The 24,712-nt window shown below is 70.4% G+C and carries 23 protein-coding genes; 10 read left to right on the top strand and 13 right to left on the bottom strand.

Annotated elements, in window-relative coordinates:
• The first annotated feature begins 55 nt into the window (after positions 1-55).
• Complete coding sequence (locus ATK36_RS29800; protein ID WP_098514484.1) at positions 56-745, top strand: DNA alkylation repair protein; 690 nt, start codon at positions 56-58, stop codon at positions 743-745.
• A 56-nt stretch (positions 746-801) separates the two neighbouring features.
• On the opposite strand, the gene pheT is transcribed toward ATK36_RS29800, so the two are convergent.
• The 6 genes from pheT to infC form a co-directional block, all read right to left on the bottom strand.
• Positions 802-3,354, bottom strand: a complete 2,553-nt coding sequence (gene pheT / locus ATK36_RS29795; protein ID WP_098514483.1) for a phenylalanine--tRNA ligase subunit beta — start codon at positions 3,352-3,354, stop codon at positions 802-804.
• Complete coding sequence (gene pheS, locus ATK36_RS29790) at positions 3,354-4,409, bottom strand: phenylalanine--tRNA ligase subunit alpha (protein ID WP_098514482.1); 1,056 nt, start codon at positions 4,407-4,409, stop codon at positions 3,354-3,356. The genes pheT and pheS overlap by 1 nt, the downstream gene beginning before the upstream one ends.
• 1,049 nt (positions 4,410-5,458) lie before the next feature.
• Positions 5,459-6,271 carry a TrmH family RNA methyltransferase gene (locus ATK36_RS29785; RefSeq protein WP_098515281.1) on the bottom strand — a complete coding sequence of 271 codons (813 nt, stop codon included), beginning with the start codon at positions 6,269-6,271 and terminating at the stop codon, positions 5,459-5,461.
• Complete coding sequence (rplT, locus tag ATK36_RS29780; protein WP_098515280.1) at positions 6,268-6,645, bottom strand: 50S ribosomal protein L20; 378 nt, start codon at positions 6,643-6,645, stop codon at positions 6,268-6,270. Before rplT ends, ATK36_RS29785 begins: the two co-directional genes overlap by 4 nt.
• A 71-nt stretch (positions 6,646-6,716) precedes the next feature.
• Positions 6,717-6,911 carry a 50S ribosomal protein L35 gene (gene rpmI, locus ATK36_RS29775; protein WP_098514481.1) on the bottom strand — a complete coding sequence of 65 codons (195 nt, stop codon included), beginning with the start codon at positions 6,909-6,911 and terminating at the stop codon, positions 6,717-6,719.
• Positions 6,912-6,972: 61 nt separating this feature from the next.
• The gene (infC, locus tag ATK36_RS29770) at positions 6,973-7,491 is read right to left on the bottom strand and encodes a translation initiation factor IF-3 (protein ID WP_245915303.1); all 519 of its coding nucleotides are present in this window, start codon (positions 7,489-7,491) and stop codon (positions 6,973-6,975) included.
• Between the two features lie 291 nt (positions 7,492-7,782).
• On the opposite strand from infC, the gene ATK36_RS29765 reads away from it, so the two are divergent.
• From ATK36_RS29765 to ATK36_RS29755, 3 genes are all read left to right on the top strand, one after another.
• On the top strand, positions 7,783-8,142 hold the full coding sequence (locus ATK36_RS29765; RefSeq protein WP_098514479.1) for a DUF1844 domain-containing protein: 360 nt from the start codon (positions 7,783-7,785) through the stop codon (positions 8,140-8,142).
• 189 nt (positions 8,143-8,331) lie between these two features.
• Entirely contained in the window at positions 8,332-8,979 is a 648-nt protein-coding gene (locus ATK36_RS29760; protein WP_387001331.1) for a GntR family transcriptional regulator, read from the top strand.
• Positions 8,976-9,974, top strand: coding sequence for a 1-aminocyclopropane-1-carboxylate deaminase (locus ATK36_RS29755; RefSeq protein WP_098514477.1), 999 nt, complete (start codon positions 8,976-8,978; stop codon positions 9,972-9,974). Before ATK36_RS29760 ends, ATK36_RS29755 begins: the two co-directional genes overlap by 4 nt.
• A gap of 47 nt (positions 9,975-10,021) precedes the next feature.
• On the opposite strand, the gene ATK36_RS29750 is transcribed toward ATK36_RS29755, so the two are convergent.
• From ATK36_RS29750 to ATK36_RS29740, 3 genes are read right to left on the bottom strand one after another with little or no spacing between them, the layout of a single operon-like run.
• On the bottom strand, positions 10,022-10,405 hold the full coding sequence (locus tag ATK36_RS29750; protein ID WP_098514476.1) for a RidA family protein: 384 nt from the start codon (positions 10,403-10,405) through the stop codon (positions 10,022-10,024).
• Positions 10,405-11,163, bottom strand: coding sequence for an IclR family transcriptional regulator (locus ATK36_RS29745; RefSeq protein WP_098514475.1), 759 nt, complete (start codon positions 11,161-11,163; stop codon positions 10,405-10,407). Before ATK36_RS29745 ends, ATK36_RS29750 begins: the two co-directional genes overlap by 1 nt.
• Positions 11,160-12,176, bottom strand: coding sequence for a sugar kinase (locus tag ATK36_RS29740; protein WP_098514474.1), 1,017 nt, complete (start codon positions 12,174-12,176; stop codon positions 11,160-11,162). Before ATK36_RS29740 ends, ATK36_RS29745 begins: the two co-directional genes overlap by 4 nt.
• 94 nt (positions 12,177-12,270) lie before the next feature.
• On the opposite strand from ATK36_RS29740, the gene ATK36_RS29735 reads away from it, so the two are divergent.
• From ATK36_RS29735 to ATK36_RS29715, 5 genes are read left to right on the top strand one after another with little or no spacing between them, the layout of a single operon-like run.
• Complete coding sequence (locus tag ATK36_RS29735) at positions 12,271-13,575, top strand: amino acid deaminase (RefSeq protein ID WP_098514473.1); 1,305 nt, start codon at positions 12,271-12,273, stop codon at positions 13,573-13,575.
• A 14-nt stretch (positions 13,576-13,589) separates the two neighbouring features.
• Positions 13,590-15,185, top strand: coding sequence for an N-acyl-D-amino-acid deacylase family protein (locus ATK36_RS29730; RefSeq protein WP_098515279.1), 1,596 nt, complete (start codon positions 13,590-13,592; stop codon positions 15,183-15,185).
• Positions 15,182-16,573 carry a GntP family permease gene (locus tag ATK36_RS29725; protein WP_098514472.1) on the top strand — a complete coding sequence of 464 codons (1,392 nt, stop codon included), beginning with the start codon at positions 15,182-15,184 and terminating at the stop codon, positions 16,571-16,573. The genes ATK36_RS29730 and ATK36_RS29725 overlap by 4 nt, the downstream gene beginning before the upstream one ends.
• A gap of 31 nt (positions 16,574-16,604) precedes the next feature.
• Positions 16,605-17,729 (top strand): lactonase family protein, encoded by a 1,125-nt coding sequence (locus ATK36_RS29720; protein ID WP_098514471.1) that lies wholly within the window; start codon positions 16,605-16,607, stop codon positions 17,727-17,729.
• Between the two features lie 15 nt (positions 17,730-17,744).
• The gene (locus tag ATK36_RS29715; RefSeq protein ID WP_098514470.1) at positions 17,745-19,124 is read left to right on the top strand and encodes a beta-N-acetylhexosaminidase; all 1,380 of its coding nucleotides are present in this window, start codon (positions 17,745-17,747) and stop codon (positions 19,122-19,124) included.
• 105 nt (positions 19,125-19,229) lie between these two features.
• Here ATK36_RS29715 and ATK36_RS31845 read toward each other — a convergent pair whose 3' ends face one another.
• The 3 genes from ATK36_RS31845 to ATK36_RS29705 all read right to left on the bottom strand — a co-directional run bounded on the left by ATK36_RS31845 (position 19,230) and on the right by ATK36_RS29705 (position 22,041).
• Positions 19,230-19,541: a hypothetical protein gene (locus tag ATK36_RS31845; RefSeq protein WP_170069964.1), complete on the bottom strand. Its 312-nt coding sequence runs from the start codon at positions 19,539-19,541 to the stop codon at positions 19,230-19,232.
• Between the two features lie 212 nt (positions 19,542-19,753).
• Entirely contained in the window at positions 19,754-20,422 is a 669-nt protein-coding gene (locus tag ATK36_RS29710) for a response regulator (RefSeq protein WP_098514469.1), read from the bottom strand.
• A complete protein-coding gene (locus ATK36_RS29705; protein WP_098515278.1) occupies positions 20,419-22,041 on the bottom strand; it encodes a sensor histidine kinase in 1,623 nt (540 codons plus the stop codon). Before ATK36_RS29705 ends, ATK36_RS29710 begins: the two co-directional genes overlap by 4 nt.
• Before the next feature lie 146 nt (positions 22,042-22,187).
• Between ATK36_RS29705 and ATK36_RS29700 the strand changes: the two genes are divergently transcribed.
• A complete protein-coding gene (locus ATK36_RS29700; RefSeq protein ID WP_098514468.1) occupies positions 22,188-23,567 on the top strand; it encodes a cation:dicarboxylate symporter family transporter in 1,380 nt (459 codons plus the stop codon).
• A gap of 273 nt (positions 23,568-23,840) precedes the next feature.
• Here ATK36_RS29700 and ATK36_RS29695 read toward each other — a convergent pair whose 3' ends face one another.
• On the bottom strand, positions 23,841-24,308 hold the full coding sequence (locus tag ATK36_RS29695) for an SRPBCC family protein (protein ID WP_098514467.1): 468 nt from the start codon (positions 24,306-24,308) through the stop codon (positions 23,841-23,843).
• Positions 24,309-24,712 lie beyond the last annotated feature (404 nt).

The raw sequence follows: 24,712 nt of genomic DNA, 5'->3' as shown, positions 1-24,712 counted from the left end.
CCGGAAGGCGCCGCTCTCCCGGTACGGGGAACCGACCTGATCGAGGTGATCATGAATGGGTGTGGACGGCAAGCTGATCTCCGCAGTCCGAAATGGACTTTCCCAGCTCGCGGATGCGGACCGGGCACTGGCGATGCGGGCCTACATGAAGTCGGAGATGCCGTTCCGCGGCGTGCCGAGCCCGGCGCGCGCCGGGCTCACGAAGGCGGTCTTCGCCGACCATCCTCTGCCGGATCGGGTGACGTTCACCGAAACCGTGCTCGCACTGTGGCGGGACGCGGAATACCGCGAGGAACGCTACGCCGCGATCGCGCTTTCCGGATACCGCGCCTACCGGCGCTGGCAGGACCCGGGGCTGCTGCCGATGTACGAGGAACTGATCGTCACCGGGGCCTGGTGGGACTACGTCGACGAGCTGGCGATCCGGCGGGTCGGGCCGATCCTGCGGGCGCACCGGGCGGAGGTCACCCCGCTCCTGCTGGCCTGGGCCACCGACGCCGACCGCTGGCGCCGGCGCACGGCGGTGATCTGCCAGATCGGGGCGAAGCACGAGGTCGATCGCAAGCTGCTCACGGCCGCAGTCGAAGCCACTGCCGAAGATCCGGATTTCTTCCTGCGCAAGGGAATCGGCTGGGCACTGCGCGATCATGCCCGGCTGGCGCCGGACTGGGTGCGAGCGTTCGTCCGCGACCATCCCGCACTGTCGCCGCTGTCCACCCGGGAGGCGTTGAAGCACCTCGGCTGAACCATCGGCTCGCCCCCGCCACCGGAGAGTGCGTCGGCGGACGGGGGCGGCGGTGGTCAGGCGCGCAGCGTGGCGCCAAAGCGCTCGCCTGCGGCCGTGACGGCTTCGTCACGGGCCTTGATGGCCTCGTCCACGGTGAGAGTGCGATCCGGCGCCCGGAAGCGGAGCTTGTAGGCGAGCGAACGCCGGCCGTCCTCCAGCTGTTTCCCGGTGTACACGTCGAAGAGAGTGATCTCTTCGAGCAGATCACCGGCGCCGGTCCGGAGCACGTCGGCCAGCTCGGCCGACGACACCTCGGCGTCCGCGACGAGCGCGACGTCGAGCAACACCGGCGGATAGGCCGAAATGCTCGGCGCCGGGCGGGAATCGGGCAGCGGAACGGCGTCGAGGTCGAGCTCCATCGCGACCGTGCGCGGCGGCAGCCCCAGCGCTTCGACCACCTTCGGGTGCAGCTCACCCGCGTGCCCGACCGGCCAGTCCCCGACGCGCAGCTGCGCGCAGCGGCCCGGATGCCACGGCAGAAGATCCGCCGCCTGCACGGTCAGGGTCACCCCGGCGGCCTCGGCGACGAGCCGGGCGGCCTGCACCGCATCGGCCCAGCCGGCCGGTTCGCCCTTGCCCCACCAGCCGGCCCGGCTGTGCTGCCCGGCGAGCACCGCGGCGACGTGCACCGGCTGCGCCGGCACCGCCGCTTCGAGCAGAGCCAGCTCCTCGTCACTCGGCCGGTGCGCCACCCCGGGGTCGGGCACGGCGAGCTGATGCGGCTTCGGCAGCACGACCTGTCCGATGTGGAACAGCGACAGGTCCTTGATCCCGCGGGAAACGTTGCGCTGCAAGGTGTCCAGCAAGCCCGGCAGCAGGGTGGTGGCCATCCGGTCCTGATCGGCCTCGAGCGGGTTGCGCACGCGCACCGTCCTGCGGCGCACGTCGTCTGCGGGCAGGCCGAAGGCGTCCCACACCCTGTCGCTCACGAACGGGAACGGCAGCACCTCGACGTAGCCGGCCTCCGCGAGCGCCCGCGAGATCGCCCGGCGGCGGCGCTGCGCGTCGGTGAGCCCGCGGCCGGCCGGGGCGGCGGGCAGCACCGACGGGATGCTGTCGTAGCCCTCGAGCCGCAGCACCTCTTCGACGAGGTCGGCCGGCTGCACGAGGTCGGCCCGCCAGCTCGGCGGCACCGCGGTGACCACCGAGACCCCTTCGTCGGTGGTGCTCACCTGGACTTTGCAGCCGATCTGGCCGAGCCAGCGCACCGTGACACCCCGCTGGTAGCGCACCCCGGCAACCTGGTCGGGCAGGTTGATCGGCATGGTCACCGGCGGGTTCGGGGCCACACCGCCCACGTCGGTGCGGCCGGGCTGGATCGAGCCCTCGCCGTACTGGCGCAGCAGCCGTGCGGCCAGCTCGACCGCGGCCGCGCAGAGCGCCGGGTCGGTGAACCGCTCGAACCGTTTCGCTGCCTCGGAGAACAGCTTGTGCCGGCGCGCGGTCCGGCTGATCGACGCCGGATTCCAGTGCGCCGCTTCGAGCAGCACGTCGGTGCTCTCCGGCGTGATCTCCGTGCTCGCCCCGCCCATCGTGCCGGCGAGCGAGATCACGCCGCTGTCGTCGGCGATCACGATGTCGTCGGCGTCCAGCGTGCGCTCGACGTCGTCGAGCGTGGTGAGCTTCTCCCCCGCCTCGGCCCGGCGCACCACCAGTCCGCCCTGGATGGCGCCGGTCGCGAACGCGTGCAGCGGATGCCCGAGCTCCAGCATCACGTAGTTGGTCACGTCGACGACGAGCGAGATGGACCGGATCCCGGCCAGCAGCAGGCGGCGGCGCATCCACCACGGCGTCGGCGCGGTCGCGTCGAGCCCGGTGACCCGGCGCAGCACGAACCGGGGGCAACCCTGCGGGTCGTCCACCCGCACCGGCCACGCCTCGCCCTCGGCGGCCGGCACCTCCAGCGACGCCGGATCGCCGAAGGGCACGTCGAGCGCGGTGGACAGCTCGCGGGCGAGCCCGCGGACGGACAGCGCGTAGCCGCGGTCCGGCGTCGGCGTCACCTCGATGACGTGGTCGTCCAGGCCGAGCAGTTCGCGGGCCTCGTCGCCGGGGATCGCCGCGCCCGGGGGCAGCACGAGGATGCCGGTGTGGTCCTCGCCGAGACCCAGCTCCTTGGCCGAGCAGATCATCCCGTCGCTGACCTTGCCGTAGGTCGAGCGCGCGGCGATCGCGAAATCGCCGGGCAGCACCGCGCCGGGCAGCGCGACCACGACCAGGTCACCCTCGGCGAAGTTGCTCGCACCGCAGACGATGCCGCGGGTCTTGATGCCGTGCGGGCCCTCGTTCTCGATCGGGCCGTCCTCGTCGTCCTCTTCGGACTCCTCGGGTTCGGGATCGGGCTGTTCGCCGACCTCGACCCGGCAGAACCGGACCGGCTTCTTGAAGCCGGTCAGCTCCTCGATCTCGGCCACCCGCCCGACCACGAGCGGACCGGTGACCGGGCCGAGCCCGCTCAGCTCGTCGACCTCGATGCCGATCCGCACGAAGGCGTCCGCCAGGTCCTGGGGCGTGACCTCGGCACCTACATCGAGATGCTCGGTCAGCCAGCTCACCGGGACTCGCACTACGCCTCCGTTCCGAAGGGAAGAGTGAACCGGACGTCGCCTTCGACCATGTCGCGCATGTCCGGGATGCCGTTGCGGAACTGCAGGGTCCGCTCGATGCCCATGCCGAACGCGAAGCCCGAGTACACCTCGGGGTCGACGCCGCAGGCCCGCAGCACGTTCGGGTTGACCATGCCGCAGCCGCCCCACTCGACCCAGCCGGCGCCGCCCTTCTTCTCCTCGAACCACACGTCCACCTCGGCGGACGGCTCGGTGAACGGGAAGAAGTGCGGACGCAGCCGGGTCCTCGACCGGTCACCGAACATGGCGCGGGCGAACGCGTCCAGGGTGCCCTTGAGGTTGGCCATGGTGAGGCCCTTGTCCACCGCGAGGCCCTCGACCTGGGTGAAGACCGGGGTGTGCGTGGCGTCCAGCTCGTCGGTGCGGTACGTGCGGCCCGGGCACACCACGTACACCGGCAGGTCGCGGTGCAGGAGGCTGCGAGCCTGCACCGGCGAGGTGTGCGTGCGCAGCACCAGGCCCGAGTCCTCCTCGCCGACGTAGAAGGTGTCCTGCAGCTGGCGTGCCGGGTGGTCCTTGCCGAAGTTCAGCGCGTCGAAGTTGAACCACTCGGCCTCGAGCTCCGGGCCTTCGGCGACTTCGTAGCCCATGCCCACGAACACGTCGGCGATCCGCTCGGACAGCGTGCTGATCGGGTGCCGGGCGCCGCGCGGTACGCGGTCCCATGGCAGCGTGACGTCGACGGCCTCCTCGCGGAGCACCCGCTCGTCACGCTCCGCTTGCAGGGCCGCGCGGCGCTGGTCGAATGCGGACTGCGTGGCCTGGCGCGCCTCGTTGACCCGCTTGCCGGCGTCGGCCTTCTCCTGCTTGGGCAGGCCGCCGATCTCCCGGCGGGCGAGCAGCAGCGGCGACTGGTCCCCGAGATGGGCCGGTTTGACGGCGGCCAGGGCATCCAGGTCGGCCGCGCCGGCGAAGGCCTCTTCGGCCGCCTTGATCGCCGCGCGCAGGGTCTCCGGTGCGAGCACGTCGACCGGCTGTTCTGTGGCTCCGGACATGACTCCTCGGCGTCCGCTCGGACTGGTCTGGTCGGCGGCACGCGGGCAGGCTGCCGCACGTGCTCATCGGGCAGCTCAGTCTAGGGGATCGGGCGTCGGCCCCGGCCGGTCACCCTCCGCTTCCGGAGTGGCCGCGCCGGATCGGCTCCGGTATCGGCCGGTGCCGGCGCCGGTCGAACACGCCGGTGACCTCGGCCATGATCAACGCATCGGGTGAGGGGCGGGGGGCGCGGGGGTGGTGTCGCGGCCGGGCTCGGGACTCGGCCTCGGCTCCCGGATGCCGGGAGCGGGAGTGGTGTCCGGGCCACGGCCGTGTGGTGATCGACGGGACGAGTGGGGACGGGGGTGCGCCTGCCGACGTTTTCGGTACGCGCAGTGACGGAGAGGGGCGGGCTGGGCCGGGAGATTCGCTTAGTGGTGTGAGCGGTGGGTGACGGAGGTCTTTCGGCGGTGGGCGGGGTTCGACGGTGGGAGGAGTTCGGGTGGGAGGAGTTCGGGGCAAGAGGTTCGGTGGCGGGCAGGGAAAGACGGCCGCGGATGCGGCGGCGAGCGGGTTTGGCAGACGGCGACTCATCGAGTTGGCGCACCGCGGCAAGCCGTCCGGGCATGCCAGTGGAGGAAAGGGCGAGCGAAGACAGAAGGATCCTGGTCGGCCGAATAAGGGAGCAGCCGGGTAACAGACCGGGTGGACTGGGCTAGGGGATCCGGCAGGCGAGAAATCGGACGGGTGAAGGATCAGCCAAGCGAGCTGTCCAGGCTCGCCTGGACAGCTCGAAGGTCCGACGGGTCAGAGGGCAGCCTGGCGAAAGACCGGAGAAATCCGCGCGGGCGAAGGACCAGGCGGGCCGGAGAAGCACGAGCTGGACACCAAGCCACGCGAAGACCGCGCCGAGGAGGCAACCTACGCGGAAACCGCGCCGGAGCGACAACCCACGCGGAAACGGCGCTGAAGCGACAACCCACACGAAGAGACAGAGCCGGAGAGACCAGAGCCGAAGAGACAAGGACCGAAGGCACAAGGACCGACGAGACAAAGGCCGACGAGAAGATCAGCGGTGTGCGGCCATCGCCGTGGTGTAGACGCAGACGGCGGCCGCGGTGGCCAGGTTGAGGCTTTCCGCCTTGCCGTACAACGGGATGCGTACCGTTTCGTCGGCTGCGGTGAGGATCTCGTCGGGGAGGCCGTGGGCCTCGTTGCCGAAGAGCCAGGCCACGGGGGTGTCGAAACTCAGCGTTTCCAGGGACGTCGTGGCGTAGCCGGAAGCGGCGAGGGTGCGCAGGCCGGCCGCGCGCAAGGCCGTGAGCGCGGCGGGGACGTCGCGGGTGCGGGCCAGCGGGATGTGGAACGTGCTGCCTGCGGCGGATCGGACGCTCTTGCCGTTGTGCGGATCCACGGTGTCGCCGGCCAGGATCACGGCGTCAGCGCCGGCGGCGTCGGCCACGCGGATCACGGTGCCGGCGTTGCCCGGCTCTGCGACGTCGACGAGGACGACCACCAGACGGGCCGCGGCCAGGACCGTCTCCAAAGGACGGTCGACGACTGTGCAGACGGCCACGATTCCTTGTGGCGTCACGGTTTCCGACAACCCCGCGGCGGCACGGTCGGTGATCGGCGAGACCGGCACGGAACGGTCGGCGGCCGCGGTCGTCAGGGCCGGGTATGCGGCGGCGGCGCGTTCGGTGACGAACAGTTCGTGCACCGTCCCGTACTTCACCGCGGCTTCGACGGCGTTCGTGCCCTCGGCCAGGAAACGGCCGGTCTTCTCGCGTTCCGCGCGGCGGGTCAGCTTGCGCGCGGCAACGACCCGGGGGGTCCGTTCGGTGAACGGGACCGCCCCGGGCCGGAAAAGGCTGCCGGTCAGGCCGACTTCGCTTCGCCGGTGTTCACGTTCGCCTTGGCCAGCTCGGCGAGCGCGGTGAACGCGGCGGCGTCGGTGATGGCCAGGTCCGCGAGGATCTTGCGGTCCACCTCGACACCCGCGGCCTTGAGGCCCTGGATGAACCGGTTGTAGGTCACACCGTTGGCACGGGCGGCCGCGTTGATCCGGGTGATCCACAGCTGGCGGAAGTCACCCTTGCGCGCACGGCGGTCGCGGTAGGCGTAGTTGAGCGAGTGGAGCGTCTGCTCCTTGGCCTTGCGGTACAGCCGCGAGCGCTGGCCGCGGTAGCCGCTGGCCAGTTCGAGAGTCGCGCGACGCTTCTTCTGGGCGTTGACCGCCCGCTTGACGCGTGCCACTGGTTCATCCTGTCGGGTTCGGGGGGTTCACAGACCCCGGGGTGGTCGGGAAAGTGTGGGGGAGCGGAAGGTCAGCGGCCGAGCAGGCGCTTCAGGCGGCCCACGTCGCTCTTGGCGACCTCGGTGGTGCCCTCGAGCCGGCGGGTGAGGCGGTTCGACTTCTTCTCCATCAGGTGGCGGCGGCCGGCCTTCTGGCGGCGCAGCTTGCCCGAGCCGGTCACGCGCACCCGCTTCGACGTCCCGCTGTGCGTCTTCATCTTCGGCATGGTTGTTCCTCTTCCGTGCGGCGGCACACCGGTGCCCCGGTGTGCCGCTGAACTGTGCTGGTTACGCCTCGGGTGCCGTCTCGGCCTTGGCCGCCTTCGGCTTCACGTTCTTGTGCGGGGCCAGCACCATGATCATGTTGCGGCCGTCCTGCTTCGGCGAGGACTCGACGAAACCGAGCTCGGTGACGTCGTCGGCGAGCTTCTGCAGCAGCCGGTAGCCGAGCTCCGGCCGCGACTGCTCGCGCCCGCGGAACATGATCGTGACCTTGACCTTGTTGCCGGCCGCCAGGAACCGCGACACGTGACCCTTTTTGGTCTCGTAGTCGTGCTGGTCGATCTTGGGACGCAGCTTCTGTTCCTTGATGACGGTCAGCTGCTGGTTCCGGCGGGACTCGCGGGCCTTCTGCGCGCTCTCGTACTTGAACTTGCCGAAGTCCATGAGCTTGGCCACCGGCGGTCGCGCCTGCGGGGCGACCTCGACGAGGTCGAGATCCGCCTCCTGGGCAAGCCGGAGCGCATCCTCGATCCGGACGATGCCGACCTGCTCGCCGTTCGGGCCGACGAGCCGGACCTCCGGCACCCGGATGCGTTCGTTGATGCGTGTCTCGGAGCTGATGGGGCCTCCTTGGTCCGAGTATCAGTTTCTCGTTCGACCTGGTGCCCACAAGACTGAGGCCCCGCCGCCGGCTGTTGCCGGTGTACGGGGCCCGCTCTGTCTCCGATCGCCGGAATACCGCCATGCCTGCAACGGCATTCAGTATCTCGGCGAGACCGGACCCGGACACCTCGGTCGGTGACGCGGGTGGGAGCGGGGCTCCACTTGCCGCCCCCGATCGCTCAGGGGCTGGTCGCTCGTGGAAGGGTACCAGACGTGTCAGAACAACCTTCGCCACCGCCCCCGTATTCCCCCGACGACCGCGCGCTGGCGGACATCCCGAGCGTCGAGGTGATCAGCCGCGCGGCCGTCATGCTGCTGTCCGCGGGTGCCGAACGGCTCGGGCTGGCCGACGCCGATCCGGAGCACTCGCCGCACCGCGACCTCGACGAGGCCCGCCGGCTCATCACCGCACTGGCCGGGCTGGTCACCGCGTCGGCAGAGTACCTCGGGTTGCACGCCGCACCACTGCGGGACGGACTCCAGTCCCTGCAGAAGGCGTTCCGCGAAGCGTCCGTCGTCCCGGATCCGCCGGGGCAGGGACCGGGCGAGAAGTACACCGGACCGGTGTACTGAGCCCGGCTGCGATCACCCGGGCGGGCGGACCGGATCGCCGCCCGCCCGCCGACTCGTGACCCGGCCCGCCGAGCGGGCAACTCCGGCGAGGCCGGAAGACAGGTCCACAACCTCGCGACCAGGCGCCCCAGCGACAGCCAGACCATGCGGTGTTGCACAAAGCGCTCAGCCACATCTAACATGTTAGATGTGAGTGCACTCCCCCGTGTTTCCCGGCCGTTGCTGCGTGATGAGGCGTACGAGCGGATCCGGCACGCGATCATCGACGGCAGCCTCGCGCCGGGCACGCCGCTGCGCGACGCCGATCTCGCCGAGCAGCTCGGCCTTTCCCGGGCGCCGGTGCGGCAGGCGTTGCTCCGGCTGGCCGAGGACGGGCTCGTCGCGTCCAAGCCGCAGAGTTACACGCGGGTTGCGGAGTTCGTCGCGGATGACGTGCGGGATGCGGTGCGGCTGGTGCGCGCGTTGCACGAACTCGCCGTACGCGAGGCGCTCCCCCGGCTCGGGCGCGCGCACATCGCCGAGATGCGTACGGCGAATGAGCGGTTCGCCGTGGCGGTCGCGAAGGGCGACGTGGGCGCAGCGATCGAAGCAGACGACGAGTTGCACGACGTACCGGTGCGCGTGGCTGGCAATCGTGCCGTCGCCGTGACGCTCGGGAGGTACACGCCGTTGCTGCGAAGGCTGGAGTACGCGCGCTTCAGTTCGTTGCCCGCGCAGCGTTCGGTGAAGCGGCACGACGAGCTGATCGCGGCGCTCGAAGGCGGCGACGAGGCCACTGCCGCCCGGATCACCGCGACCATCTGGACCGACCTCGAAGCGCTCCTGGAGGACACATGAGCCTGGCCGATTTCCCCCGTTTCCCCCTCCTGATCGGGCCGTCTCCGGTGCACCGGCTGGACCGGCTGACCGAGCACCTCGGCGGCGCCTCGGTGTGGGCCAAGCGCGAGGACCTCAATTCGGGGCTCGCGTTCGGCGGCAACAAGACCCGCAAGCTGGAGTACCTGGTCGCGGACGCGCTCGCGCAGGGCGCGGACACGCTGGTCTCCATCGGCGGGGTGCAGTCCAACCACACCCGGCAGGTCGCGGCGGCCGCGGCGCGGGCCGGGATGCGGGCCGTGCTGATCCAGGAAAGCTGGGTGGACTGGCACGATCCGCTGCACGACCGGGTGGGCAACATCCAGCTCTCCCGGGTCCTCGGCGCAGAGGTGCGGCTGGTCGAGGCCGGGTTCGGCATCGGGTTCAAGGAGAGCTGGGAGCAGGCGTTGGCCGAGGTGGAAGCCGCGGGCGGACGGCCGTACGCGATCCCGGCCGGCGCGTCGGACCACCGGCTCGGCGGGCTCGGCTTCGCGAACTGGGTGCTGGAACTCGAAGCGCAGGAACGGGAACTCGGCGTCTTCTTCGACACGATCGTGGTCTGTTCGGTCACCGGCAGCACGCAGGCGGGGATGCTCGCCGGGGTCGCGGTGAGCGGGAAGCCGCGGCGGATCCTCGGCATCGACGCTTCGGCGAAACCGGCCGAGACGCGGGCGCAGATCGGGCGGATCGCCGGGCGCACCGCGGACCTGCTCGGCGCCGGGCAGCCTGCCGAGGTGCTGCTCGACGAGCGCTACCACGCGGGGATCTACGGCATCCCGGACGAATCGACGCTGGACGCGATCCGCACCGCCGCCCGTCTGGAGGGGATGATCACCGACCCGGTGTACGAGGGGAAGTCGATGGCCGGGCTGATCGATCTGGTGCGGCGCGGGGAGATTCCGGCCGGAGCGAACGTGCTGTACGCGCATCTGGGCGGGCAACCCACGATCAACGCGTACACGAGCGTGCTCGGCTGACCAGCTGTTGCCCGGCCACGGTTTCCGAGGCCGGGCAACAGAGTCGTTCAGTCCACAACCGCGAGGACGTCGATCTCCACGAGGAGCCCGGCGGGCAGGCCGACGTACACCGTCGTACGGCCGGGGTACGGGGCTTCGCCGATCAGCTCGTCGTAGACCTCGTTGAACGCGGCGAAGTGGCTGGTGTCGGTCAGGTACACGCGCACCATCACCGCGTCGGCCAGGCTCGACCCGGCTTCGGCGAGGACCGTTTCGAGGTTCTTGAACGCCTGGCGGGTCTGGCCTGCCACGTCGTCGCCGACCACGGCGCCGGTGGCCGCGTCGAAGGCGACCTGCCCGGCCACCTGGAGGATGTTCCCCTTGCGGACGGCCTGCGAGAACTTCGCCGGCGGCTGCGGCGCGTCCTTCGTGGTGAACGCCGTCTTGCCCATCAGTGCCCCTTTCCGTTCCCCGTCCATCCACTGTGGACGGAAGCTTCCCCGGTGGCCGCGCGCAGTTCGGGGACAAGTGCCAGCAGGCCGTCGTAGTCGAGCAGAATCTTGGGCACCGAAATCGACGCCGCGGCCAGCACCTCGCCTCCGGCGCCGCGGATCGGAGCCGCGATGCAATGGATGAAGTCTTCGTGCTCCGCGTTGTCCACTGCGTACCCGAGCTTCTGGACGCGATCCAGCTCCGCCAGGTACGCCTCGGGCGTCGTGATCGTATTGGGCGTCATGACCAGGTAGTCCAGGGCGTACGCCAGCTCGCGACGCTCTGCCGGTGGCATCGCTGCGACGAGAACCTTGCCGACTGCTGTGCAATGCAGTGGCGCGCGTTTCCCGATGCGCGAGTACATGCGAACCGAGTGACGGCCTTCGTATTTGTCGATGTACACGACCTCACCGTCTTCGTAAGACGCGAGGTGCACGGTGTGGCCCGTACGCGCGTTGAGAGCCGCGAGAGCCTCATGTGAGCTACGGCGTACGTCGTGTTCTTCCAACGCCTGGTTCGCGAGATCGAACAGCGCGCTGCCGAGCCGGTAATGCCGGGTGTCTTCGCGCCGTACGAAGTGATGCGACTCCAGGGTGCGCAGGAGACGCAACACGGTCGTCTTGTGCACGCCGATCTCTTCGGCCAGCTCGTCGAGTGTCCGCGCGCCGCGCGCGAGACCGTCGAGCACCGTCAGGGCGCGGTCCAGGCTTTGACTCACGTAGCCAGCACACCCCCGACGGTCAGCCGCGCCGCGCCCCAGCCTTCGGCGTCCGCCTTCAGCAACTCGGTCACGACCTGTTCCGGCAACGGCGCGCCGACGTCGTCGTGGGTCAGCAACGTCGCAGCTGCCTGAAGATGACCGCGACGCAGGCGCGTGAGCGGGTCCGCGCCCCGCAGGGTAGCGGCCAGGAAACCGGCGGCGAAGGCGTCGCCGGCGCCGACAGGCTCGACCACGTCGACGCTCAGCGCGGGCGCGAACAGCGGGTCCGCGCTGCCCTCCATCAGGGTCGCTCCGCGTTCGCCGTGCTTGACCACCAGCGCGCGGGGATCGGGCAGCAATTCCCGCAACCGCGCCGGATCACCGGTCCCCCACACGCGCTCCGCCTCGTCGTCCCCGGTCAGCACGAGGTCCGCGCGGGCGGTCAGTTTACGGAGCACGGACAGGTCTCTGCCAGCCCACAGCGCCGGACGGTGGTTGACATCGAAGGACACGATCAGCTCGTCGCGCGGCAGGTCCAGCAGCGCCCGTACGAGCGCCTCGCAGCTGCCGGACAACGCCGGGGTGATGCCCGACAGGTGGAGCACCCGTACCCCCGAGAAATCCAGCCGCGCAAGCAGATCCGGCCCCATCGCGGACGCCGCCGACCCGCTCCTGTAGTACCGCACCGGGCTGCCGCCGGCCCCGGACTCCTTGAGATACAGCCCGGTCGGCCGCGCCGGGTCCACGACCACGCCTTCGACGCCGACGCCCGCGGCGGCGATCTCGCGCACGATCGCGCGGCCGAACGGATCGTCGCCGACCGCGCTCGCCCACGCGCTGGACACCCCGAGGGCGGGCAGGTGCGAGGCGACGTTCGATTCCGCTCCGCCGACGGTGCGCAGCCAGGTGCGGACCTCGTCCGGCGGGCCGGGTCCGGCCGGGACGAACAAGGCCATCGACTCCCCCACGCAGAGCACCTCCGGCGGGCCGCCCGGACCGCTCGCCCTGGTCGTCACAGCGGTACTCCCCATTCTCTTTCCGTTGACCGGTAGCGACTGGGATGCTACACCTGATCAGCGCATTCTACGCAACGTTCGTTGCAATATACGCAACCGAGGTGCCGAGATGACCAGCTCCGGTAAGACCGCCCTGGACGCCGCCGTCCGCGCCGGGCGCGGGGAACGCATCGACTGGCGGTTCCGTTCGATCGCGCCCGCACTCGCCGGGCTCACCCTCGACGAGGCCGCGACCCGCCGCGCGAACCTGTTCGGCGACGGGTTCTTCGGCCCGTTCGTGGTGGTCGGCGCGGCGGAGCTGGCGCACAACCTGCGCACCATGGCGCGCTGGTGCGCCGAACGCGGGGTCGTGCTCGCGCCGCACGGCAAGACCACGATGGCGCCCGAGCTGTTCGCCCGGCAGCTCGCGTACGGCGCGTGGGGCATCACCGCGGCGAACGCCGGGCACGTACGGATCTACCGTGCCTTCGGGGTCTCCCGGATCCTGCTGGCGAACCAGCTCGTGGACCCGTCGGGCCTGCGCTGGCTGGCCGGTGAGCTGGCGGCGGATCCGGACTTCGAGTTCGTCTGCTGGGTCGATTCGGTCCGTGGTGTCGAGCTGATGACCGACGCGCTCTCGGAGGCACCCCGGCCGGTGGACGTCCTCGTAGAGCTGGGCGGCGAAGGCGGGCGTACCGGCGTACGCGATTCGGCGACGGCGTACGCGGTCGCCGAAGCCGTCGCGAAGAGCCCCGCTCTGAGCTTGAGGGGCGCCGGTGGTTACGAAGGAGCGCTTTCGCACCACAGCGACGCCACAGCGTTGGCGAAGATCAGTTCCTACATCGACAGCATGCGCGGCCTCGCCGTCTCGTTCGCCGAAATGGGCCTGCTCGCCGACGGCCCTGTGTACGTGACGGCAGGCGGCAGCGCCTACTTCGACCGCATCGTGGACGAGCTGACCAAGCCATGGCCGGACGGACTGGACGTGCTCCCGATTCTGCGCAGCGGCGCCTACCTGACGCACGACGACGGCTTCTACCGCGAAATCTCGCCGCTCGGCGCGCATCCCCGTATCAACGGCGTGGAGACGTTCCACCCCGCGCTCCACGCCTGGGCGCAGGTCACCTCGAAGCCGTCGGCGGAACTGGCCCTGCTGACCGCGGGCAAGCGCGACCTGCCCTACGACGAAGGGATGCCCGAACCCCAGCTGCTGCGCAAGGACGGCGTGGTCACCACGCTGACCGGGCACACCGTGCCCAAGATGAACGACCAGCACACTTTCCTCACCCTGCCCGCGGATTCGCCGGTCGCGGTCGGCGACTGGGTGCGGCTCGGCGTGTCCCATCCCTGCACGACCTTCGACAAATGGCCGCTGCTGCCGGTGGTGGACGCCGACGGCGAGACCGTGATCGACTTCGTACGGACGTGGTTCTGATGAGCAGTACTTCTCTGAATACCGTGATCCGCGGCGCGCAGGTCGCCGACGGCACCGGGGCACCCCTGGTCCGCCAGGACGTCGGGCTGGCCGGCAGCCGGATCGCCGAGGTCGCCGCACCGGGCACGCTCACCGCGGCCCGCGTGCTGGACGCCACCGGGCAAGTACTCTCCCCCGGGTTCATCGACATGCACTCGCATTCGGACCTGCAACTGCTCGTCGCGCCGGACCATCTCGCCAAGGTGAGCCAGGGCGTGACCACCGAGGTGCTGGGCCAGGACGGGCTCTCCTACGCACCGGTGGACGACGAGGTGCTGGCCGCGCTGCGTGGACAGCTGGCGGGCTGGAACGACGATCCGGCCGGGTTCGACTGGAACTGGCGGTCGGTCGGCGAGTACCTCGACCGGCTCGACCGGGACATCGCGGTGAACGCCGCCTACCTGATTCCCCAGGGGACCGTGCGGATGCTGGCCGTCGGCTGGGACGACCGGCCGGCCACCGAAGCCGAGCTGGCGCGGATGAAGGAGCTGGTCGCGACCAGCATGGCCGAAGGCGCGTTCGGCCTGTCGTCCGGGCTCACGTACATGCCGGGGATGTACGCGAGCAACGACGAGCTGACCGAGCTGTGCCGGGTGGTCGGCGAGCGCGGCGGCTACTACAGCCCGCACCACCGCAGCTACGGGGCCGGTGCGCTGGAGGCGTTCGCGGAGATGATCGAGGTCTCCCGCCGTTCGGGCTGTCCGCTGCACCTCGCGCACGCCACGATGAACTTCTCCGTCAACAAAGGAAAAGCGCCGGAACTGCTGCGCCTGCTCGACGACGCGCTCGACGAGGGCTGCGACATCACGCTGGACAGCTACCCCTACCTGCCGGGCGCGACCTACCTGTCCGCACTGCTACCCAGCTGGGCAGCCGAGGGCGGGACGGCGGCGACGCTGGCACGGCTGTCCGATCCGGACACTCGCGAGCGGATCCGCGTGGCGCTGGAAGAGTCCGGTTCGGACGGTGCGCACGGCGTGCCGGTCGACTGGCACACCATCGAGATCAACGGCGTCCGCCGGAGCGAGAACTGCGCGCTTGTCGGCCGCAGTGTCGCCGATTCCGCGCGAGCGGCCGGAAAACCACCGTCCGAACTGTACTTCGACACGCTGCTCGACGAGCGGCTCGGCACCTCCTGCCTGCTGCACGTCGGGCACGAGGAGAACGTGCTGGCGATCATGCGCCACCGCACGCACACCGGTGGTTCGGACGGGCTGCTGGTCGGCGACCGGCCGCATCCCCGCGCCTGGGGCACGTTCCCACGCTACCTCGCCCGGTACGTGCGCGAGCTGGGCGTGCTCGATCTGGCCGACTGCATCGCGCACCTCACCGGACGCGCGGCACGGCGGCTCGGTTTGGCCGACCGTGGCCTGATCCGCCCCGGGTACGCCGCCGACCTGGTGCTGTTCGACCCGGACACGATCTCCGACACCGCGACCTTCGACGACCCACGGCAGCCCGCCACGGGCATCTCCCACGTCTTTGTGAACGGCGTCGCCGCGCTTGAAGACACCCATCCCACAGGCGCGCTCGCCGGGCACGCCCTTCGTCACCCCGGGAGGAGTCGATGATCCACTGGCTGCAGACCAGCACCGGCGGTCTGCTCACCCTTGCCGCGCTGTCCATCGCGGTGCTGCTCGTGCTCATCATCAAGGTGAAGGTCGAACCGTTCATCGCGCTGATCGTGGTGGGCCTGCTCACCGCGCTGGCCGCGGGGCTGCCGGTGGGCACCCTGGTCGGCACCGCGCAGAAGACCTCGGATTCCTTGCTGGAAAAGGGTTTCGGCAGCATTCTCGGGCATATCGCCGCGATCATCGGGCTGGGCACCCTGCTCGGTTCGATCCTGGAACGATCCGGGGGCGCGCGGGTGCTGACCGCGGCGCTGCTGCGGGCCTTCGGCGAGAAACGGGCGCCGCTGGCGATGGGCCTGTCCGGCCTGATCTTCGGCATCCCGGTGTTCTTCGACATCGGCATCTTCGTGCTCGCCCCGCTGGTCTACGCGGCGGCGAAGCAGGGCGGCCGGTCGATCGTGCTGTACGCGATGCCGTTACTGGCCGGGCTTTCCATCACGCACGCGTTCATCCCGCCGCACCCGGGGCCGGTCGCCGCGGCCGGACTGCTGCACGTGGACCTCGGCTGGCTGATCCTGATGGGCGCCATCTGCGGGATCCCCGCCTGGTTCGTCGGCGGCATCCTCTACTCCACCTGGATCGGCAAGCGGGTGAACGTGCCGCTGGCCGAGGAGTTCGCGACGCTGGCCGGGGACGACGAGGACAACGGCCGCACCCCGCCGTCGTTGGCGCTGGTCGGCGGCATCATCGCGGTGCCGCTGGCGCTGATCCTGGTGGGCACCTTCGGCAGTATCCTGCTGCCGAAGAACTCCACCGGGGCGGGCGTGGCCGCGTTCCTCGGCACCCCGGCGATCGCGCTGACCATCGCCACCCTGCTCGCCTCGTGGCTGCTCGGCCGCCGCCGGGGCATGACCGGTGCCGATCTCGCCCAGCTGTCGGGCAACGCCCTGCGCCCGGTGGCGATGATCCTGCTGGTGGTGGGCGCGGGCTCGTTCTTCGGCGCGGTACTGTCCGCGACCGGTATCGGCAAGGCGGTCGCCGGTTCGCTCGGCGACGCCGGACTGCCGGTCATCCTCGCCGCGTACGTGATCAGCTGCGGTCTGCGCATCGCACAGGGCTCGGCCACCGTGGCGATCGTGACCACCGGCGGCATCGTCGCGCCGACCGTGCTCGATCTGCACTATTCGCAACCACAGCTGGCACTGATCGTGGTCGCCATCTCTGCGGGCTCGATCATCGCCTCCCATGTGAACGACGGTGGGTTCTGGATCGTGTCCCGGTACTTCGGGCTGACCGTGCCACAGACGCTGAAGACCTGGACCGCGCTGGAAACGGTCCTTTCCCTGAGCGGTTTCGCCGTGGCAGCATTGGCCATGACAGTGGTCTGAACCATCTGGGCGCGACAGCAGGGAGAACCCGATGACCGCAGTATCCCGTCGCACGTTCCTCGGCGCGGCAGGCGCGGCCGGAGCAGCCACCGTGCTCGGCTCGCGGCTCGCCGGAGCCACGCCGTGGCCGGCAGGTACCACGGCGTATGTCGGCAGCTACACCAGCACCCCGCCCGCCGGGCACGGGCTCGACGTGGTCGGCCGGACCGGCGACGACCCGGCGTTGTCGGCGGTCCGGACCGTGACCGGAATACCGGACGCGTCGTGGTTCGACAGCAGCCACGACGGCCGCACGCTGTACGTGACCAACGAAGGCGACCCGGACGGCGCAGTGTCCGCGCTGGACATCAGCGACGCGGCGAACCCGAAGCCGCTCGGGTCCAGCCCGTCGCAGGGCGCTGCACCAACGCATCTGTCGGTGCACGCCAGCCAGAAGTTCGTGCTGGCGGCCAACTACGGCTCCGGCAGCGTGGTCGTCCTGCCGATCGAAGACGGCGGGAAGCTCGGCGCGGCAACTGATCTCCAGCAGCACACCGGCAAGGACCGTCAAGCGCATGCGCACCAGGTGGTAACCGATCCGTCCGGCAAGTGGGTGCTGTCGGTGGACCTCGGCGCGGACTCGGTCTATGTCTACGCTCTCGACGTCGCCACCGGGAAACTGGCGCTGCACAAGCAGGTCACGCTGCCCACCGGCACGGGGCCGCGACACCTGGCCTTCCACCCGGACGGCGAACACGCCTATCTCGCGCAGGAACTCCGGCCCGAGATCACCGTGGCGAGCTGGGATTCCCGCAACGGCGAATTCACCCCGCACACGGTCGTTCCGGCAGTGCCGCCGGGCAGCACCGGCGACCTCTTCCCGGGTGAGATCGCCGTTTCCCGGGACGGGAAGTTCGTCTACGCCACCGTACGCGGACCGAACACCATCGCCACCTTCACCGTCGACGGTTCCAAGCTGACGCTGGCGTCCAGTGTGGACACCGGCGGCAATTGGCCGAGGCACTTCGCGCTCGACGCTGACGAGCGGTGGTTCTACGTATCCAACCAACGTTCCGGCACGATCACCTGGCTGCCCCGCGACGCTTCGACCGGGCTGCCCGGCAAAGCCGCCGGCTCGCTCGCGGTGCCCAGCGTCAACTCGGTCTTCTTCGCCTGATCCAGAAGGCCGAGCATGCCCGGTTTCGCGACCTTGCTCCCCCGTCCGGTCTCGGTCACCGAGGCGCCGGGCAGCTGCCCGTGGCCCGCGCCGGTCGCGGTGCGAGCCGACCCGGATCTGCCCGCGGAGGGCTACCGGCTGGCGATCACACCCGGCGGGATCACGCTGTCCGCCGCCGATTCGGCCGGGGAACACCACGGCCGTCAGACACTGCGTCAGCTCGCCGGGCCGGACGCATTCCGCGCCGCCTCCCTCCACAGTGGACTCGTCCTGCCGTGCGGCGTGGTCGAGGACAGTCCGAGGCGCGGCTGCCTGCTGGACGTGGCCCGGCACTTTCGTACGAAAGCCGAGGTACTGCGTTTCGTCGACCTGCTGGCCGCGCACAAGCTGAACGTACTCAACCTTCATCTCACCGACGATCAGGGCTGGCGCATCGAGGTGCCACAGTTCCCGAAGCTGACGTCGGCAGGCGGCTGGCGGCGCTCGTCGATGGTGGGCAGGCACGACGGCCCGGAACGCGACGGCCGTCCACACGGCGGCTTCTACACCACCGCCGACCTGCGGGAGATCGTCGCCTACGCGGCCGAGCGCGCAGTCACCGTCGTGCCGGAAATCGACCTCCCCGGGCACGCGAGGGCAGCCATCGCGGCCTACCCGGAACTCGGCCCGGACCCGGCCGCCGGCTGGGAAGTCTGGACCGCATGGGGAATCAGCACCGCACTGCTCGACCCTTCAGAGTCCACAGTGGACTTCTTCCGCGCCGTCTTCGACCACGTGCTGGACATCTTCCCCTCCCCCGTGATCGGCCTCGGCGGCGACGAAGTGCCCGGCGCGACCGAGGCGCACGGCAGGCTCGTACGCACGATCGCCGAGCACCTGACCGCCCGCGGCCGGACCCCGCTCGGCTGGGACGAGGTGCTGGATACCGGCCCCCTGCCGCCGATGGTGATCGGCGTGTGGCGCGACGGCGCGCACGGCGCCCGCGCCACGGAACTCGGCCACGACGTAGTCCTCTGCCCGGAGGACCGGCTCTACCTGGACCATCGGCAGAGCGACCATCCCGACGAGCCGATTCCGGTCGGCTACCGCCGCACGCTGAAAGACGTCTACCGGTACGAACCCGACCTGGCCGGGCCGCGGCTGCGCGGAGTGCAGGCACAGCTTTGGAGCGAGCACCTCGACAGCATGCGACGGGTGGACTATGCGGCATTCCCCCGGCTGTGCGCCTTCGCGGAGGTCGCGTGGAGCAGTGGACCACGGGACTTCGCCGAGTTCCTCGCCCGGCTGCGCGAACACCATCTGCCCCGGCTGGACGCACTCGGGGTGGAATACCGTCCGCTCGACGGACCGCACCCATGGCAGACCCGGCCCGGCGTTCCCGGACGGCCACGCTGAATCACGGCGTGGGCCGCAGATGCAGCGCACGCAGATGCTGAATCACCGGCGCGCCAACGGACTTCACGCGTTCGCAGGCCGTCGACACAGGCCGGCCGCTTGTACTCACGACGATCGCGACGACCGTCCCCTGCCCGGACAGGTACAGCGCAGTACAGGCGGGCGTGACCGTCGTCTTGCCCTGATCACCTTCTCGCCCCCGACTTCCACTTCACCGAGCGACACCGGGTAGTTGGTGGTGAGGTCGACGAGCGCGTCACGGTCCCAGCGAACGAAAATCGCCGTCGCGAAGGCATCCGCCGTCCACCAGCAGTTGCGGTACGTCGACCCCTTGGACTGCGCCCCCTGCCCGAGCCCGTTGGCCGCTGCCGCGGACGGTTCGAGGAGTGAACACGGGTCGGCCTCCCGCACGCTCACGGGCGCGAGACTCGGCTTCGGCGACGGCGGCGCTTCTCCCGCGCTGCACCCGGCTGCGGCGATCAGCCCCGCCGCCAAGAGACCGTAGCTGCCCAGACGTCGCAGGTGGCCCTCGCGCTCGCGGGAACGGTAGCGCGATCGGCGCGAGACCGGTCCCGCGCCGAAGGAATCGCCTCAGAATGAGTCGTATAGGTCATTATACACCCGGGTTGCTATCCGGAACGCAGGCGGTACCAGACTTCGGGGCGCCCTACCTGGCCGTATCGGGGTTCACGGTGGGCCAGACCGTTGTCGGCGAGGTACTCCAGGTACCGGCGAGCGGTGACGCGGGAGGCCCCGATCGCGCTGGCCGCGCCGCCGGCCGACAGCCCCTCGACGGCGCCCGCGAGTGCTTCGGTGATCGCTTCGAGGGTGTGGGCGCTCATGCCTTTGGGCAGGGACGTGTGTTCGGTGGTGCGCAAGGTGGCCAGCGCCCGGTCGATCTCGGCTTGGCCGGTCACCTCGCCGGAGGCCTGGTGGAATGCCGCGTAGCGTTCCAGTTTCTCCCGCAGCGACGCGAAAGTGAACGGCTTCAGCAGGTACTGCACCACGCCGACGGACACCGCGGTCTTCACCAGCGCCAGGTCCCGCGCGGAGGTCACCGCGATCACGTCGATCGGCAGACCGGCCGCGCGCAGCGAGCGGCACACCGCCAGCCCGTGCGTGTCGGGCAGGTAGAAATCGAGCAGTACCAGGTCCACCTGCTCGCGTTCGCAGAACCGCAGCGCGTCGCCGCCGGAGTGCACCACCCCGGCCACCTCGAAGCCGGGCAGCCGCTCGACGTAGAGCCGATGCGCATCGGCCGCCACCGGCTCGTCCTCCACCACCAGAACCCGGATCACCGCGCCACCTCCTGCCTCGGCAACCGGACCGTGAACACCGCGCCACCGTCGGAGCCCACGTCGATACTGCCGCCATACCGCCGGACGGCCTGCGCCACCAGTGCCAGCCCCAGCCCGTGTCCCTCGTCCGCCTTCGTGGACCAGCCCCGGCGGAACAGGTTTTCCACCGCGTCCTCCGGCACTCCCGGCCCATTGTCGGCGACCCGCAGCAGCAGGCCGTCCTCCCCGGAGCGCGCGGTGACCACGACCGCGGGCCGTCCGCCCGTGCCCCGCGCCGCCGCGTCGATGCCGTTGTCCACCAGGTTTCCCAGTATCGTCACCAGATCCCGGCCGGCCACACCGAGGCCCTGATCGTCGATCACGGTGTCCGGCGTGATGGTGAACTCGACCCCGCGTTCGCTGGCCTCCGCGGCCTTGCCGAGCAGCAACGCGGCGAGCACCGGTTCGGCGACCGCGCTCATCACCCGATCGGTCAATTCCTGGGCCAGCGCGAGTTCCGCGGTCGCGAACTCCACCGCGTCCTCCGGACGGCCCAGCTCGACCAGCGAAACCACGGTGTGCAGCCGATTCGCCGCCTCGTGCGCCTGCGAACGCAGCGCCTCGGACAGGCTGCGCGCGGTGGTCAGCTCGCCGGTCAGGGCCCGCAGTTCGGTGTGATCGCGCAGGATCACCACGGTGCCCTGCGCCCGGCCGCCGGAACTCACCAGCGTGGTCCCGACGAGCAGGATCCGGGAATCGGTGAGGTGCAGCTGCTCGGTCCGGGTCTCCGGTGCGGTGAACGAGGCAGCCAGCTCCGGCGGCAGCCCGAGTTCGGACACCGGCCGCCCGACCGGGTCGCCGGTCAGCCCCAGCAGCGTGCGCGCACCGTCGTTGCAAAGCCCGATCACGCCGTCCCGGCCGACCAGCAGCACGCCCTCGCGGACCGAGTGCAGCACGGCCTCGTGGTACTCGAACAGGTTGCTCAGCTCGTCCGGCGCGATCCCGCGGGTCTGGCGTTTGAGCCGGACGCTGATCAGCCAGCCGCCACAGGCGCCGACCAGCAGCACCGCCGCGGCGACCCCGAGCAGCGGCACCACCCGGTCCTGCAGTTCCGCGCTGATCGCGGCGATCGTGATGCCCACCGCCACGAGCGCGACCACCCGGTGCCCCGGGCCGAGCACCGGCACCACCGCGCGCACCGACGGCCCCAGCGAACCGGTGTAGGTCTCGGTGACCACCCCGCCCCCCTGCGCGGCGCGGATGTGCCCGAGGAACCGACCGCCGATCAGCGCCGGATTCGGGTGGGTGTAGCGGATCCCCTGCGGCGACATGATCGTCACGAAGTCCACGGTGGTATCCGCGATCACCCGCAGCGCGTAGGGCTGGAGCGTCTTCGTCGGGTCCGGTGTGGACACTGCGCGCACCACGTCCGGCGCGTCGGCGGTGGTCCGGGCGACGGCCAGCGACTGCTCGCGCGCCCGGTCGGTCGTGCTGCGCTTCGCGTCCAGATACGCGATAGTGATCCCGCCCGCGACGAGCACGAGCAGGACCGTCAGCTGCAGGGCCAGCAGCTGACGGGCTAGGCTCCAGCGGCTCGTGCGAATCCGCGGCGTCGAGGGCACCCGTCCATACCAGCACATTCGGCCCGGCGGGGACAGCGCGGCACGCGGCGCGGGAGTCCACACCGGACACGACCGTGCGAACTCAATGAACACAACAGTGACGCTGGTCATATCCGGCCCGCATAGTGACCAGCGTTCCACTTGATCCCGAGCTGGAGGCAACGGTGCCGACACCGACCCCCGTAGCGGCCGCGCCCAAGCGCGACCGGACCCGTTATCTGTACCTGGCCGTGATCGCCGCCGTCGTGCTCGGCGTCGCGGTCGGGCTCCTGTGGCCGTCGTTCGGCAAGGGCCTCGCCCCGCTGGGCACCGGTTTCGTCAACCTCATCAAGATGATGATCTCGCCGATCATCTTCTGCACCATCGTGCTCGGCATCGGTTCGGTCGCGAAGGCGGCGAAGGTCGGCAAGGTCGGCATCACCGCGCTGGTCTACTTCATCGTGATGTCGACCTTCGCGCTCGCCATCGGCCTGATCGTCGGCAACCTGATCCACCCGGGCACCGGGCTGCACCTGAACCCGGCCGACGTGTCGAAGGTGCACGACCAGGCGGCCAAGGGCGCCGAGGGCGGGGTCGACTTCCTGCTCGGCATCATCCCGACCTCGTTCGTCTCGGCCTTCACCGAAGGCCAGGTGCTGCAGACGCTGCTGGTCGCGCTGCTGGCCGGGTTCGCGCTGCAGAAGCTGGGCAAACGCGGCGAGCCGGTCCTGCGCGGGATCGAGCACGTGCAGCGCCTGGTGTTCCGGATCCTGTCGATGATCATGTGGGCGGCCCCGGTCGGTGCCTTCGGCGCGATCGCCGCGGTGGTCGGCGCGACCGGCTGGGGTGCGCTGCGCAGCCTGCTGGTGATCATGCTGGGCTTCTATCTGACCTGCCTGATCTTCGTGTTCGGCATACTCGGCGCGGTGCTCTGGCTCGGCGCCCGGGTGAACATCTTCCAGCTGCTGCGCTACCTCGGCCGCGAGTTCCTGCTGATCCTGTCCACCTCCTCCTCGGAATCGGCGCTGCCGCGGCTGATCGCGAAGATGGAGCACCTCGGGGTGAGCAAGCCGGTCGTCGGCATCACGGTGCCCACCGGGTACTCGTTCAACCTGGACGGCACCGCGATCTACCTGACGATGGCGACGCTGTTCATCGCCACCGCGCAGGATCAGCCGCTGGCGCTGGGCGAGCAGATCACCTTGCTGCTGTTCATGATCATCGCCTCGAAGGGCGCGGCGGGCGTGAGCGGTGCGGGCATCGCGACGCTGGCCAGCGGGCTGCAGTCGCACCGGCCGGAACTGGTCGACGGCGTCGGGTTCATCCTCGGCATCGACCGGTTCATGTCCGAGGCCCGCGCGCTGACCAACTTCGCCGGCAACGCGGTCGCGACCGTCCTCATCGGGTCGTGGATGAAGGAATTCGACCGCGGCCGTTCACAGCAGGTGTTCTCCGGCCAGGCACCGTTCGACGAGGCCACCCTGCTCGACGACGCGCCTGCCACGCCCGTGGAGCAACCGAAGGAGCCGGAGCCAGAGCCGGTGCCGGTGGCTTCCGGCAGCTGAGGCCGGAATCCGTTCCCCGGCGCCTCTCCAGCCGGGGAACGGATTGTTCGGTGCCGTGTTCGTGAGCGTCCCCCGTGCTCACGAACACGGCACTTTTTCTTGCCCGGCAACCGGAACGGCGTTTGGCAGGCGACGTGCTCGCCCGACCCGACCCCGCTCGCTCCGGGCCACGGGCTGTGAAGGGGCCCTTCACAGACTCTGAGTCCGTGAAGGGCCCCTTCACAGACTTGGCGACCGGCCGGGTGCGCCTCGTCGCGCGTGGCGCGGGCCGGATCAGGCCGGCGGGCGGAGGTAGGCGACGAGGCCCCGGTGGCCCCGGCGCATCATCCACGTGTGGTTCGCCCGGAAGAACGGCCGGGCCACCACGTCGAGGCGGCGCAGCAAGGGTTTCCGGGCCCGGACCTCTTGCGTGATGTCCAGCCGGGTACCGCCTCCGGCCGGCCGGAGGAACCCGGCGAGCACCCCGTCCAGGTCACCGCCGATCCGGACGCGGACCCGGCCCGCGACCGGATCCTGGTGCTCCCGGTGCATCGAGATCACCAGCCGGTAGGGCAGGCTCGACCGGCAGACGACCTGGGCGGTGTCGTCGTCGATCCGCCGGACCGAGCGCACGTCCGGCCACCAGCGGGGGTAGGACTCCAGGTCGACCACTGCGTCGAAGACCCGCGGGACCGGCACGCCGGGCAGCCACCAGCTGCTCCGGAACCGGTATTCGGCACTCGCCGGGCCGTCCTGGTCCACCTGCGCCCGCCTTCCGTCGTCCTCCGCATGGTAAAGCGGACGGCGCGGCCCGGCTTCCGCTTCGGACTGCTCCGCGGGGATCGCGCTCCCCGGCAGGCCTCAGGCGGCCCCGCCCCCAGGCTCCGCCGCGCCGGCCACGTCGGCAGCGCAGGCCCGTGAGTCCGCCTTTAACCTTTCGGCAAGGCTGTGAAGGGCCCCTTCACGGAATCAGAGTCCGTCAGGGGCACCTTCACGGACCCGAAACCGGTCCGGCACACACCTCGTACACCTCCGCATCACCCGCTACCGGACGCAATCGATCGAGCCGGCGACACCGCCAATGACAGCGCGGCAGCCACAACTCTCCCTGCTCCCGATCAACTTTGCCGGTGCCCCGCCAGAGTCCGTGAAGGGCCCCTTCACAG

Source organism: Amycolatopsis sulphurea (assembly GCF_002564045.1).
In the GTDB taxonomy this organism is placed as follows: Bacteria; Actinomycetota; Actinomycetes; order Mycobacteriales; family Pseudonocardiaceae; genus Amycolatopsis; species Amycolatopsis sulphurea.
The sequence above is the reverse complement of the archived record's forward strand: the minus strand, read 5'-3'. Positions and strand labels throughout refer to the sequence as shown.